The organism is Ensifer sp. 1H6 (assembly GCF_001976035.1).
Lineage (GTDB): Bacteria > Pseudomonadota > Alphaproteobacteria > Rhizobiales > Rhizobiaceae > Ensifer > Ensifer canadensis.
Genome location: NZ_MOAI01000004.1, coordinates 76,464 through 89,745 on the forward strand (window position 1 = coordinate 76,464; position 13,282 = coordinate 89,745).

Below are 13,282 nucleotides of genomic sequence, written 5' to 3' on the forward strand. Positions count from 1 at the left end.
ATGGTTCGCGCTGGTGCGGGACGGACCGGGCATTCTGTGCCTGATCCGCCTGGGGATTGATCCCCGTTATGCCTGGACCAGCATCTTGACAACCTCATCGGTCGTCCAAAGGCCGTTGGCCTTGTAGCGGAAATTGATCAGCGCAGAGAGATAGCCGTCACCCTCCGGCAACTTCGGCGCAGCGACCGCATCGCGAACGATGCCGACTTCGAAGCCAAGTTCGAGGAATTCGCAGCAATGCGACTCCACGCACATATTGGCGAGCATTCCTGCCAGGATGATCTGGTCAACGCGCTGCTTTCGCAACTGCAATGGCAGGTCGTTGGCTGCGGGCCGTATAGCTTGTGCGGCGAGCAAATGATCGTCTTCCCGTCCTCGATGTACGCTTTAAATTCCGGAAGGAAATCTGCGCCGGAGCCACGAAATCCGTCCTGGGTGTATGGGCCTTTTCGATCGAAGATGCCGACCTTATGCTGGAAGACTTCGAGTGGGCCTTGGATTTTCCACGAATGGTCCCAGTGGTAATAGTAGTGCGGCGAAATTGCCACGACGATGTCGGCTGCTTTGGCGGCCTCGAAAAGGCGGCCAAGGTTTGCGACTACGTTGTGCTCGGTCACACTCTCTCCCACGACCGGCCAGGCAAGGCCCTTCGGGCTCATGAAATCGATTTGCGGGTCGATCACGACCAGGGCCGCACGCGATCGGTCCAACTTCATGTTGCCCTTTTCAAGGGCCGGATTTGGTGGATCGGCATAGGGATCATTGGTGGCCGCTTGCGCTCCTCCGCCGCCGACAGCAGTGAGCGCGGTCGCCGCCGTGATCCCGGCGACGGCACTTAAGAAGGATCTGCGGGGTGGGTTGCAACAATTATCATCATGCATATCGAAAGCCCTTTTGTGTTGGATGGGTTGACTGAATCACCGTCTGGGTCTCAAACGTCCGAAAGGACACAGTTCAGGTGATTTCGGACATGCCTCTGATGTCGCCTTTATCCGCCGACCGCGGTGACAACGGCAGGGGAAACACACCGAAGTCGATAGATCGCCGCACCGGGAGGACAAAAGTGTTGAGGCGATGAAAGGAACCTATCAGCCGACCGCAGCTTGCGAAATTATACCGAGGTTTAAAGAAGCTAGGCGTATGTGTTGGGGACGCCGTCCCGCGTGTCGTTTCCATGTCGCGTGCAGTAGCCGCGCCCTGCAGCGGAGGTCCGATTTGGTCGCCCCCCCCCCCACTCGACAGCAGAACCCAGGCTCGCATGCGCCTCGCTGCGGACATGTCGCGCCGACGCAATGATCTGGAGAGCCGCATCAAGGACGCCACCATTGCTCAACGGCGTCATCAACGTTGCCAGCATAGGCACCGAACACCGCGACCTGGGGGATAACATTCGTTCGTGGCAGGCAGAGTTGGCCCAAGAGCCGGAGCCCGTCAGCCCAGTCACTCTGCACCCGGCAGCGATCGAGTCGTACCGCCGCTCGCTGAAAGACCTGCGGAAGGTGATCGAGCGGAACCCGAAGAGCGCAGACGCCTATTCGAGGCTGATGCGCCAGTTGATCAAGGAAGTACGGGTCAGAACTTGGAGAAGCGCAAGCCCGATATCCAACTCATTGGAAAGCTAAGGAGTTCCTTTGCAGAGACCCAACCTAAGGTACGAGCGGGGTGTCTAATGGTAGCGGAGGAGGGATTCGAACCCCCGACACAAGGATTATGATTCCTCTGCTCTAACCTACTGAGCTACTCCGCCGGGTACCGCGTCAGGGCTTCGAAGGTGAAGCCGTCTTGACTGGACGGGCGGCTTATAAGGCCCGGTTCTGCCTAGTGTCAAGCCAAGTCGCGGGGAAAATGTGAAGTTTTCCCGCGCGATCGGAAATGACTGCCTCAGGCAGCCGCAGGCGCTGCCAGAAGCACCTTCAATGCGGCTTCCGCACCGGCCTCACGCTCGGATTTGCGGATGAAGCCGCCGCCATAGACGCGGGCGTCTTCGCCGACGCCGGAATAGAGCGCGCAGGCCTGGCCGGGCGCGATGCCGGCTTCGCCTTCGGCAAGCTCGACATAAAGACCCTCGGCGTCACGCTTCAGGATAGCGGGCGCCGGCTGGCGGGTGGAGCGGACCTTGGCGAAACAGTCGAAGCCATCGGCTGCCACGTCTTCAAGATCTTCATCGCCCAGCCAGTTGACGTCGCGCAGGTAGACGCGGCGCGTTTCCAGCGCTTCCTTGGGGCCGACGATGACGCGGCGCGAGCGGGCGTCGAGATAGACGACATAGAGCGGCTCGCCGGTGGCGATGCCGATGCCGCGGCGCTGGCCGATGGTGTAGTGCAAAATGCCGTCATGGGTGCCGAGTATGCGGCCATCGAGATGCACGATCTCGCCGGCAAGCGCTGCATTCGGCTTCAGCTTGGAAACGATATCGCTGTACTTGCCCTGCGGCACGAAACAGATGTCCTGGCTGTCGGCCTTCTGGGCAACGACAAGGCCCATCTCTTCGGCCAGCACCCGCGTTTCGGCCTTGGAGAGGTGACCGAGCGGGAAGCGCAGATAGTCGATCTGCTCCTGCGTGGTGGCAAAGAGGAAGTAGCTCTGGTCGCGATCGGCGTCAGTCGGGCGATAGAGCGCCCGCTGGCCGGCATAGCGCGGGTTCGGGCTCGGCCGCGAGCGGATGTAGTGGCCGGTCGCCAGCGCATCGGCACCGAGCTCCTTGGCCGTCGCCAGGAGATCGGCAAACTTGACCGTCTGGTTACAGGCAACGCAGGGGATCGGCGTTTCGCCGGCGACATAGCTTTCGGCAAACGGGTTGATCACCGTTTCGCGGAAGCGCGCTTCGTAATCGAGCACGTAATGCGGGATGCCGAGCGTTTCGCAGACGCGTCGCGCGTCGTCGATGTCCTGGCCGGCACAGCAGGAGCCGGCACGGTGGACGGCGGTACCGTGGTCGTAGAGCTGCAGCGTGATGCCGAGAACGTCGTAACCCTCGCGTTTGAGCAGGCCCGCGACGACGGAACTATCGACGCCGCCGGACATGGCGACAACGACACGCGTATCTTCGGGCTTGCGGTCAAAATTGAGAGTATTCACGGGATCCAATCCGGCCTTCGGGTGGCAGCGACAACGCTCGCCCCTGTTTCACGCTTCATGCGATGCAATGCCTGCGCGATAGCACGCGGCACGCGTTCGGCTTCTACAGCGCCGCGCGTCTTATTCAGACGCGCCAAGGTCGCTGTAGCACGACAATGTCCAGAGTATCTTCTCCGCTTTCTTGAAAGCGGGAGGCTCCAGTCGCCGACATATAGAAACTTGTCCGCCCGGCGGCAAGGGCGGTGCTATGGCGCAAGGCCGGTCAGGGCGGTCCGTCTCAGATCAGTTTCAGCCGCATGGCGCGGGCGATCGCCTGCATGCGGTTGACGGCGTCGAGCTTGCGGGTCGCGCTCTTGAAGTAGCTGCTGACCGTATAGGTGGAGATGCCAAGGATGATGGCGATCTCGTCGCTGCTCTTGCCGGCTGCGGCCCAGCGCAGACACTCGATCTCGCGGCTCGACAGCTTTTCGCGCGCCGAGCTGCCGGTGTCGAAGGTGCGTTCGAGGCATTCGAACAGCTGCACGAGGGAAAGATAGAGCGTCGCCTGCTCGACGCCGACAGGCGGGTCGCGTCGTCCGGACAGCATGGCGACGAAGGGATCGCCGCTGCTGGTATGCAACTGGACGGCGAAATGGCGCCCCATCTCCGGATGCGCCAGCAGCCGGTGCACCATCGCCTCGTCGGTCGGTTTGCCGGCCGCATCGAGCAGCTCGGCGCCGCCGGTTACCGGCAGCTTGGTACCGCGCAGGCGCTCGACGAGCACGCTCGACTGAAAGGTCTCGCAGGCGTCGTACTGGCGCACCAGCTCCGACGGCCAGTTACTCAGCACCAGGCGCTCGGAAAAGCGCTGCTGCTCGGCCAGCGGCAGGCGCGCGATCATGAAATGGCCGAAGCCATAGCGCGCGATCAACCGCCGCATCAGGTGCAGAAGTTCGTATTCCGTGCGGACGGCAGCCGTATCGATTTCGGAAATCATGTCCGCCGTCTCAGCCTCGCGCAGCAAGGCTGGTTCATTCGATTCCTTCATCTCTGATCACCACATCACCGGTGCCAACGCACCTGGTCGAGAGAATACAAACAGCCCCGAAAATCATCCGGTGCATGAACTTCACCCGGCAGCCAGAATACAGCCACCCTCTCCGGCATGCCCGCGAAAGCAACGCGACCGGTTGTGAAAATATGACGATGCACCAAGAATGATTCGGGAGCGCACAAACGTCGCTCATCCTTTATTTCGGCGCCTCGTTACCAAGAATTTTAGTTAAAGTGAAATGTGGTAATTGCATGGCTCCCATGTAAAATCCGCGATAATCCAAAGCTTTCCGGGCATTAAGGCGGCTCTTGTCGAGCGCGACAGGCGTCGCGATCGCCGGCGGGACGTTGCGGAAGTGATCGAGGGAGTGTGCGGAAGTATTTAAAATTATGAGCAAATTGTTACCGACCGCTTAGGCAAATGTTAAATGTGGCGGGCTAAGGTCAGCAACATATGGTCTTGAGTTTGTGTAGAGAGTCCCATGACCGAAATGATGCGACCACGTGTAAAATATGTCATCGGCCCCGATGGCAGTCCTCTGACGATTGCGGATCTGCCGCCGGCGAATACCCGGCGCTGGGTTATTCGCAGGAAGGCTGAGGTGGTTGCCGCTGTCCGCGGTGGCCTTTTGAGCCTTGAGGAAGCGTGCGAACGCTATACCCTCACTGTCGAGGAATTCCTTTCCTGGCAGTCCTCCATCAACGATCACGGTCTGGCCGGCCTGCGCACCACACGCATCCAGCAATATCGCCACTAAAAGCCCCCAACAGGGCCATAGGTCGAACGGCGGCTCCGGAATTTCCGGTGGCCGCCGTCTTCGTTTTCCGTCGCCCGCTCCGCCCCGTCTTTCAATAGGCAACATTTCGGCGACAGTGCGTTTCCCCTTCGCGTTCGCCAAACCGGTTTCGAATGCTGCAGTCATGCGATAGCATCTTCAGCAACACGCAAACGTTGAATGTGAAGGGATGCTGAGATGGATATCGCCCACGAAGAAATCGGTTCGCACGGCCGCTACTCGACAACCGTCGAAGGCTATACCGGCGAGATGACCTATTCCCGCTCATCGCCGAAACTGATCATCGTCGATCACACGCTCGTTCCCGACGAGTTGCGCGGCAAGGGCGTCGGCCAGGCGCTGGCAAAACATGCAATCGACGAAGCGCGCAAGGGCGGCTGGAAGATCATTCCGCTCTGCCCGTTCATGCGCGCGCAGGCGCTGCGCCATCCCGATTGGCAGGACGTGATCCAGGCCTGAGGCGGCAAACCACCAAAGTTCCGAAATGGGAAAACCCGCCCGACAGATGCCTGTCGCGCGGGTTTTTCGTTCTTGTGACAATCGTGCCGGATCGGGCCATGCCATCGGCATCGCCCGACAAAGAATGAAAATCATCTGCCTCGAAACGGCTAAGGAGCTTACGCCCTGAGACGCGTCGTCGTATCCCGTTCCTCGAGCGCCGCCGCCTTCGCAAATTCGGCCTGCACTTCTTCAAGTGCAAGTTCGGCCGCATCCTGCTGCGCCTTCAGTTCACGAATGGAGACCTGAAGATTGTCGGCTCTTTGACGAGCAGCCTTGGCGAAAGTGGGATAGGCAAAATGCGAGGGATCGGAAATGCCCGACTTCTTTTCCTCGAAAACAATCTGATTTTCCAGATCCTTGGTCATCCGTTCGAACTCAGCCATCATCATCTGAAGCTGGCTCAGCTGACGCTGCTTCTCCCTGACCTGAAATTCCTTCAGGCGGACAAGGCTCTCACGTGCTTTCATACGCAATACTCCCGTGGATAACGAGACCCCGGTTACTGATTTGGCCCGTCGAGCCTGCCCCAACAGACAGAAAACGAAAATCGACAGCGATATTAACAAAAGCCTACCGCTGGTAACCTTTCGTTTACGGGCATCGTTAATCATAGGGGTGATGATTTAAGGCTCCGTAAATACTGAGGCACGAAATATGACGGCCCCGGCATTAACGAGTCAGAAGAGTCAGATAGCGGCATTTCCTCATGTTTCGCATGAAAAGTGCCATTTTGGATTCACGTTTGAAATCAGGGAACTGCTAAAAATATTTAACAATCTCGATACAGCTTGCCAGAGTGAATCAGAATTTGTTAACCATTTGATGGCAGCCTCCAAATCAGGCAACGACTGGATCCGTATCGCGTAAGGGGGCCACGATGACCTTGGGCGGCGGAAAAGGGGAAGAATATGCGGGTTCTACTAATTGAAGACGACAGCGCAACGGCTCAGAGCATTGAGCTGATGCTCAAGTCCGAGAGTTTCAACGTTTACACCACCGATCTCGGTGAGGAAGGCGTCGATCTCGGCAAACTCTATGACTACGACATCATCCTTCTCGACCTCAACCTTCCGGACATGTCCGGTTACGAGGTCTTGAGAACACTGCGTCTTTCCAAGGTGAAGACGCCGATCCTCATTCTCTCCGGCATGGCCGGAATTGAAGACAAGGTTCGCGGTCTCGGCTTCGGCGCCGACGACTACATGACCAAGCCGTTCCACAAGGACGAGCTGGTGGCGCGCATCCATGCGATCGTCCGCCGTTCCAAGGGTCATGCCCAGTCGGTCATCTCGACCGGCGAACTGATCGTCAATCTCGATGCCAAGACGGTGGAAGTCGGCGGACAGCGCGTCCACCTCACCGGCAAGGAATACCAGATGCTCGAGCTGCTCTCGCTGCGCAAGGGCACGACGCTCACCAAGGAAATGTTCCTCAACCACCTCTACGGCGGTATGGACGAGCCGGAACTGAAGATCATCGACGTCTTCATCTGCAAGCTGCGCAAGAAGCTTGCCAATGCTGCCGGCGGCGCCAACTACATCGAAACCGTCTGGGGCCGTGGCTACGTTCTGCGCGAGCCGGATGGTGCCGAATACGCCGAAACCGCCTGATTTCGAGCTTTCTTCCGGGCGCGGCATGGACCCGCATATCCAGGCATGACGCCAACGGACGCCTTTTGAACAAACCCGCCCTTCGAGGCGGGTTTTTTCGTTATGGTCGCCCCTTCCCTCGGTGATCAGGTGCTTCCTGGTGTCAAAGGTCCGAAGGTGGTGACATGCGCCTGCCTCGGCCTTGATCTCGGGTGTCATGCAAAAAGTGCCAAGACGAGACAGCAAAAAGACGCAGCAACTGCCGCGGCTTGTTCAGTCCGGAAACACGTTTATTGCGGTTCAGGCCGCCATCGACTGGCTGGCAAAGACGCTCGTCAGGATCTTGCGATCGAACGGCTTCAGCAGGAAATCATCGGCACCGGCGCGCTTGCCGGCCATCATCTTCTTCAGATCCGCCTCGACGACGCAGTAATAGATGCGCACAGACGCACCATTCGGCAGTCGCCTGATATTGGCGATGAGATCCAGAGCGCCCTCCAGGCCGGCGTCGACCACGAGAATATTCGGCAGCTCGGCTTCGCAGCGCACCAGCGCCTCAAGGCCGCTCGGCGCTTCGTAGACAAGGAAGCCCATGCCGGACAGGATACGTTTCCCAACTTTCCTGACGACATCCGAGCCGTCGGCAATCATCAAGCGCCGCATGTCCAACTCCTTCATGACTTACCTATACGCGTGCTCGCACGCCTGAAACAACCCTATACAAATTTGGCAAAGATTTCGTTACGGAGCTTGCTTAACGCAGGCTCTCCGGCTGTTTTTAACACGCTGAAAATATTAATTTTTCGGTGAACCGGCCAAAAGCCAGGAAAGGCGGGCGCTCAAACTGTGGCCACGCAAATGTCCGGCGCGGGGGCCATCGCCACACCGCGCCGGACATGTATCAAAACAGCAAAGGCAGCGCCGGACTTAGGCGTCGACCGGCTTCATACGCGCCGTGAAGATGATCTCTTCGCCGGTCGAAACCACATCGATCGTCATGCCCGCTTCCTCGCCGAGCAGCACCGTGTAGTAGGGCTGGATCGAATGCGCATCGACCGCCTCTTCCGGCGTGCCGGACAGAAGTTCGACCAGACGCGGCGGCACGCGCATCATCCGGCCCTTGCAGGCCAGCGTGAACACTGCGTCGAGCTCGGGATTTTCGAGCGTGATGTCGATGACGCCACCGCGCGGGATCGCCCCATAGGCGATGAGGAAAAGATTCAGGAGGAGCTTGACCCGGTTCTTGGCGATGATGGCGCGCGGCCCGTGCCAGTTGACCTCGGTCTTCTTCTCGGCGGCGGCAAAGTCCTTGGCCGCCTTTTCCGCTTCGCCGGTATCGATCGACGCGCCGACCGAGCCGGAGGCGCCGAAGGCGAGACGAGCGAACTTCAGGCGGACCGACGCGTTGAGTGCGCTGGTGCGGATGAGGTCCATGGCGTCGGCATCGGCGCCGCCCTCGTCCAGAAGTTCCAGGCCATTGTTGATGGCGCCGACCGGCGAGATGATGTCGTGGCAAACCCGGCTGCACAGAAGCGCGGCCAGATCGGGTCCCGTCAATGTCAGGTTCGGATTCGTTGCCATCGTCTTTCCTTGTTCGGTTCCATCGGCATGCGGACATGAGGCACGCGCTCGGGCAGAGCCGGTAAAGCCTCAGGCGCTAAGACGCAAGCCATGGGCTGCCCGGCGCAGCCGTTCATCAGTGGATCATAATGACACCACATTTGGTAAACCGATTGTTAAGACCATCGGTTCAAATTGCAGGGAAATGGTCCAGACCCCCGCTGGCCGCGCCGTCACAGGCGATGCCGGCCATAGCAAACCCGCAAGCGAGTGATTTTCGCGCCTGACGGAGGAAACGATGCAGCAGATCATGAAGGCAGCCACGATGGCCAGCCGCGCTATCCTGGCGACGATGTTCCTGATGGCCGGCGCCATATCCGCCGCCCATGCCCAGCAGGCGAATAGTCAATATTCGATGCAGGAGATCGTCGATGCCGGTCACGGCTTCTTCGGCGAAACCTCGGGCGGCCTCGCCAAGGTGGTGGAGCGCGCCTTCGAACGTTACGGCCTGCCGAACGGCTATATCCTCGGACAGGAAGGTTCTGGCGCCTTCATCGCTGGCCTGACCTACGGGGAAGGCGAACTCAACACCAAGAATGCCGGCCAGCACAACGTCTTCTGGCAGGGGCCATCACTCGGCATCGACTGGGGCGGACAGGGCAGCCGAACGATGATGCTGGTCTACAACCTTCCGAGCGTGCCATCCCTCTACAAGCGGTTTGGCGGCGTCTCCGGTTCGGCCTATGTCGTGGCCGGCGTCGGCATGACGGTGCTCACCGACGAACACATCGTCGTCGTCCCGATCCGCACCGGCATCGGCGCCCGGCTCGGGGTCAATGTCGGCTATCTCAAGATGACACAGAACCCGACCTGGAACCCCTTCTGACCTAATGCATGTTTCCTTAAATCCTATTCGATTTAAGGATAAAACATGCAGCAATTCAAATGCTACAGCGACCTTTGCGCGTCTAATATGACGCGCGGCGCTGTAGATGGCGGGTGCGCTTTGGCGAAATCCCACCTCAAATACTTGCAGCGCACGAGACGTCATGTTTAGTGCAGGGAAGTAACATCAAGCGCCTTGCTCTGGCTGTAATGGTCGGGCGGGGCGTTTGCTTCCGGTCCAGCTTTGAAACGGCCAGCTCGTGATTGAATTCTCGCTCCTCTTTGCCCTGGGCTTCCTGACGGCGATCATCATCGGCCTTCTCGTCGCGCCGGCCATTCACCGCCGCATCGTGCGCTTTGCCGAGGATCGTCTGAAGGCGACCATGCCGCTCAGCCCCCAGGAAGTGCGCGCCCAGAAAGATGCCGCCCGCGCCACCTTTGCCGCCGAGAACGCACGCACGCAGCAAGCCCTGAAGCGCGAGCGCGACAAGGGCGTATCGCTGATGCTCAACAACGAAAAGACACTGCAGGAGGCACGCCGCCTGAACGGCGAGAATGCCGATCTGCATTCCCAGCTTGCCGACATGAACGTCGAAGCCGCCGACATGCGCTCGGCGATCCGACAGTTCGAGCAGCGACTGGAGCGCATGAAGGTTTCGCTCGAAACCGTCGAGCGCGACAACGCCGGCAAGGCGGAAACGATCAAGACTCTGACCAATCAGTTGGCGCAACAGGCCGCCGCCATCGACAATCTACGCCTCGACCTTGCCGCCGGCGAGACAGAGGCCGAAAACCTCAAGAGCCGCGTCGCGACGCTCCGCGACGAGCGCGATGCGCTGCGTGCAGATCTGAAGACGGAAAGCGCGCATGCCAAGGAAATGGAGCTGCGTCTTGCCCGTGACGAGAGCCGCCTGCAGCGACTGGAAGACAAGCTTTCGCGGGAACTGGCTGCAGGCGCCGATCGCGAAAGCGCGCTCGAGCGACGCGCCGATGAAATCGAACGACTGAAGACCAAGGTGAAAGACGTGAACCAGGACATGCGGGATGCCGCCAAGGTGTTGCGCGCGGCAGGTATCGCCTTCCCAGCGCGCAAGGACCGTCGCGCAAGCGGCAGCGAGCCGTCGGAGGGCGTTGCCGCGCACCCTGCGCAGCTCATCGAGCAACCGGGCGTGCCGCCGCTGGAAACTGCGGCGCTTTCGCATGAACTCAAGAACCGTGCGGCCGCCCTGTCGGAACGGTTGACCAATTCCAAGACGACCGCCCATGACGATGCCTTGCGCGAGGAAGTGGCGGAAATTGCCGCCAGCATGGTGGCTCTGACGGCAACGCGCGAGGGCGCCGCCTCGCCGATCCTCAGCCTGCTCGCGGGTGACGAAAACAACGATGCGGCCGGCCGCAAGAGCCTGGCAACGCGGGCAAAAGAAATCCTGCCGAAGGAATAGGCACTTTCTGTGCGCGTCAGATCCGGTCGTTGATCAAGGCGACCTGATGCAGCGCGATGCCGGCTGCCATCGAGACATTGAGGCTGTCGAGCCCGGGCCGCTGGCGAATGCGGGCGGTGCGTACGGATTTCAGGATGGCCGGCGGCAGCCCCTCACCTTCCGTTCCGACGAGCAAGGCAGTGCGCCTGGCCGGCGGTATTCCGCCGATGTCGGTTTCGCCGGCCGGCGACAGCCCCCAGATCGCAAAGCCCTCGGCCTGCAGCCGTTCGATCAGCGACGCCGCCGACCCTTCGCGCGCAAACGGCACCGTCAGCACCGAACCGACGGAAACACGGATCGCCTTCCGGTACATCGGATCGCAGCTCGTCTCATCCATCAGCACCGCATCGACGCCGAAGGCCGCGGCATTGCGAAACAGCGAACCCATATTGTCATGGTTGGAGATGCCACAGGCTGCGAGGACCAGGCTTGAAGCGGGAAGCGAGGCAAGCAGCGTGTCCCGGCCGACAATGCCGTCACGGCGCCCAAGTGCCAGCACACCACGGTGCATGTTGAAACCGGCGATCGCGTCGAACACCGGTGCCGCCGCCACATAGACGGGCACGTCAGCGGGAAATTCCGCCAGAATGGCCTCCACGCCGGCCACACGGCTTTCGAGAAGCAGGATGGCCTCGGCGCCAAGCCCGCTGTTGGAGCGATGCGCCGCCGCCAGCATGCGCAGCACCACCGTGCCTTCAGCGATGAAACGCCCCTGTCGGCCCGTCAGGTCGCGCTCCTTGATCGACACGAAGCCGGCGATGCGCGGATCTGCCGGATCATCGATGCGGATCGGAGGCGAGGCGCTTGAGCTCATACCGTCAGTTGGTCCTGACGGTGATGTCGGCCACGATGCGGCCGGCGGCGATATCGAAAACGATGGCGCGCGGCTCGGCGCCGGGCAGATTGCCGTAGAAAAGCACCTGCGAGCCCGACAGCGCGACGTTGGTCACCGTGAAGCCGGCCGGGAGGGCGGCAACCGCATTGACCGGCGCCTCGCTCGGAACGGCGATGGCTGCGGATTGCGCCTGCGCCTTTTCGTCCGTGCGGGTCAGCTTGTAGACAATCGTTCCGAGGACAGCCATAAGCATGACCAACATCACGCCTGCCGAGACGAGTTGCAGCCGCACCATCTTGCGGCGAACATTCTCCATCGCCGGGTCTAGCGGCTTGTCTTCCTGGTCATCGGGCGCGGTCGCGGTCATGATTGGCCTTTTATCGGAATTAAAACGGAATGAACGACCCCTTTAAACAAGCAGCAGCCAATAGGAAAGTCCTGACGGCGGGCGAGGACGCCGCAGGGCGGCTCGATTCCTTCCTGACCGAGGCACTTTCGGGCGAGTTTTCCCGCAACCGGATCAAGAGCCTGATCGAGCAGGGTGCTGTTTCGATCAACGGCAAGCTGGTGACCGAACCGAAGAAGAAGGTCCAGCCGGGCGACCATTTCGAGATCGACCTGCCCGAGCCGGAAGATCCGGAGCCGAAGGGCGAGGATATCCCGCTCGACGTGCTCTATGAGGACGACCACCTTATCGTCCTGTGCAAGCCGGCAGGGCTTGTCGTTCATCCCGGCGCCGGCAATTGGACGGGCACGCTGGTCAATGCTCTCATCCACCATTGCGGCAACAGCCTCTCGGGCATCGGCGGCGTCAAGCGGCCCGGTATCGTCCACCGCCTCGACAAGGAAACGAGCGGGGTCATGGTCGTCGCCAAGAACGACGCCGCCCATCGCCATCTGTCAGACCAGTTTGCCGATCACGGCCGCACCGGCCCGCTCGAGCGTGCCTACCGGGCCGTCGTCTGGGGCCGTCCGCGCCAGTTGAAGGGCACCATCGACGCCCCTCTTGGCCGTGCGGGAGACCGCACCAAGCGCGCCGTAAAACGCGAGGACAGCGACGACGCCCGCGAAGCGATTACCCATTACGAGGTCGTCGAGCGTTATCTGGAAAAGCCCGACGGCACCAGCCTGGCATCGACGGTGGAATGCCACCTCGAAACCGGTCGCACCCACCAGATCCGCGTGCACATGGCTCATATCGGCCATCCGCTGATCGGCGACCCGGAATATGGCGCGGCCTTCCGCACCAAGGCCAACCTCCTGCCGGAGGCGGCAAAGTCCGTGGTCAGCCAATTCCACCGCCAGGCCCTGCATGCCTTCATGCTGCAGTTCGAACATCCGTCGACCGGCGAGACCATGCACTTCGAGGCCCCGGTGCCTGACGACATGGCGGCCCTGGTCGAGGCCCTGCGTGGCGGAACGTAACGCCACCTCTTGAATTTCGGCCGCAGGATTCCAATTTTAACTGCGCCTCTATTCGTGATCTGTCTTGCCTCCGGCGTCACATGTTAGTGAAACCGGACT

The 13,282-nt window shown here is 60.5% G+C and carries 15 protein-coding genes, 1 tRNA gene and 1 pseudogene; 7 read left to right on the forward strand and 10 right to left on the reverse strand.

Translation table 11 applies throughout. The annotated features are described in order from the left end of the window. Positions 1-66 precede the first annotated feature (66 nt). Positions 67-357: an isochorismatase family protein gene (locus tag BKP54_RS37075; protein WP_280951623.1), complete on the reverse strand. Its 291-nt coding sequence runs from the start codon at positions 355-357 to the stop codon at positions 67-69. A gap of 80 nt (positions 358-437) precedes the next feature. After that, positions 438-881: pseudogene (locus tag BKP54_RS37265) on the reverse strand (cysteine hydrolase); the annotation flags it as partial. A 444-nt stretch (positions 882-1,325) separates the two neighbouring features. Here BKP54_RS37265 and BKP54_RS06325 point away from each other — a divergent pair. After that, positions 1,326-1,622, forward strand: a complete 297-nt coding sequence (locus tag BKP54_RS06325) for a hypothetical protein (protein WP_025424701.1) — start codon at positions 1,326-1,328, stop codon at positions 1,620-1,622. Positions 1,623-1,670: 48 nt separating this feature from the next. Here BKP54_RS06325 and BKP54_RS06330 read toward each other — a convergent pair. The 3 genes from BKP54_RS06330 to BKP54_RS06340 form a co-directional block, all read right to left on the reverse strand. Continuing rightward, a tRNA-Met gene (locus BKP54_RS06330) sits at positions 1,671-1,747 on the reverse strand. Between the two features lie 134 nt (positions 1,748-1,881). Next, the gene (mnmA, locus tag BKP54_RS06335) at positions 1,882-3,078 is read right to left on the reverse strand and encodes a tRNA 2-thiouridine(34) synthase MnmA (protein ID WP_025424702.1); all 1,197 of its coding nucleotides are present in this window, start codon (positions 3,076-3,078) and stop codon (positions 1,882-1,884) included. A gap of 277 nt (positions 3,079-3,355) precedes the next feature. Continuing rightward, positions 3,356-4,105 carry a LuxR family transcriptional regulator gene (locus BKP54_RS06340; protein ID WP_025424703.1) on the reverse strand — a complete coding sequence of 250 codons (750 nt, stop codon included), beginning with the start codon at positions 4,103-4,105 and terminating at the stop codon, positions 3,356-3,358. Between the two features lie 487 nt (positions 4,106-4,592). Here BKP54_RS06340 and BKP54_RS06345 point away from each other — a divergent pair, with 487 nt between their 5' ends. Next, positions 4,593-4,868 (forward strand): DUF1153 domain-containing protein, encoded by a 276-nt coding sequence (locus BKP54_RS06345; RefSeq protein WP_003527546.1) that lies wholly within the window; start codon positions 4,593-4,595, stop codon positions 4,866-4,868. A 216-nt stretch (positions 4,869-5,084) separates the two neighbouring features. Then, positions 5,085-5,366, forward strand: coding sequence for a GNAT family N-acetyltransferase (locus BKP54_RS06350; RefSeq protein WP_025424704.1), 282 nt, complete (start codon positions 5,085-5,087; stop codon positions 5,364-5,366). A gap of 158 nt (positions 5,367-5,524) precedes the next feature. On the opposite strand, the gene BKP54_RS06355 is transcribed toward BKP54_RS06350, so the two are convergent. Then, on the reverse strand, positions 5,525-5,875 hold the full coding sequence (locus tag BKP54_RS06355; protein ID WP_025424705.1) for a hypothetical protein: 351 nt from the start codon (positions 5,873-5,875) through the stop codon (positions 5,525-5,527). A gap of 441 nt (positions 5,876-6,316) precedes the next feature. Between BKP54_RS06355 and ctrA the strand changes: the two genes are divergently transcribed. After that, entirely contained in the window at positions 6,317-7,018 is a 702-nt protein-coding gene (ctrA, locus tag BKP54_RS06360) for a cell cycle two-component system response regulator CtrA (RefSeq protein WP_025424706.1), read from the forward strand. Between the two features lie 279 nt (positions 7,019-7,297). Here the strand turns inward: ctrA and BKP54_RS06365 are convergent, their stop codons facing one another. Next, positions 7,298-7,660, reverse strand: coding sequence for a response regulator (locus BKP54_RS06365; RefSeq protein ID WP_025424707.1), 363 nt, complete (start codon positions 7,658-7,660; stop codon positions 7,298-7,300). 264 nt (positions 7,661-7,924) lie between these two features. Next, positions 7,925-8,578 (reverse strand): histidine phosphotransferase family protein, encoded by a 654-nt coding sequence (locus tag BKP54_RS06370; RefSeq protein WP_057206585.1) that lies wholly within the window; start codon positions 8,576-8,578, stop codon positions 7,925-7,927. Between the two features lie 277 nt (positions 8,579-8,855). Here BKP54_RS06370 and BKP54_RS06375 point away from each other — a divergent pair, with 277 nt between their 5' ends. Then, complete coding sequence (locus BKP54_RS06375; RefSeq protein ID WP_025424709.1) at positions 8,856-9,443, forward strand: EipA family protein; 588 nt, start codon at positions 8,856-8,858, stop codon at positions 9,441-9,443. 259 nt (positions 9,444-9,702) lie between these two features. Then, complete coding sequence (locus BKP54_RS06380) at positions 9,703-10,884, forward strand: hypothetical protein (protein WP_057206587.1); 1,182 nt, start codon at positions 9,703-9,705, stop codon at positions 10,882-10,884. A 16-nt stretch (positions 10,885-10,900) separates the two neighbouring features. Here the strand turns inward: BKP54_RS06380 and BKP54_RS06385 are convergent, their stop codons facing one another. Both BKP54_RS06385 and BKP54_RS06390 read right to left on the reverse strand, forming a co-directional pair. Beyond that, complete coding sequence (locus BKP54_RS06385; protein ID WP_057206589.1) at positions 10,901-11,737, reverse strand: RNA methyltransferase; 837 nt, start codon at positions 11,735-11,737, stop codon at positions 10,901-10,903. A 4-nt stretch (positions 11,738-11,741) separates the two neighbouring features. Further along, positions 11,742-12,125 (reverse strand): hypothetical protein, encoded by a 384-nt coding sequence (locus BKP54_RS06390; protein WP_025424712.1) that lies wholly within the window; start codon positions 12,123-12,125, stop codon positions 11,742-11,744. Between the two features lie 29 nt (positions 12,126-12,154). On the opposite strand from BKP54_RS06390, the gene BKP54_RS06395 reads away from it, so the two are divergent. After that, complete coding sequence (locus BKP54_RS06395) at positions 12,155-13,183, forward strand: RluA family pseudouridine synthase (RefSeq protein ID WP_057221564.1); 1,029 nt, start codon at positions 12,155-12,157, stop codon at positions 13,181-13,183. Positions 13,184-13,282 lie beyond the last annotated feature (99 nt).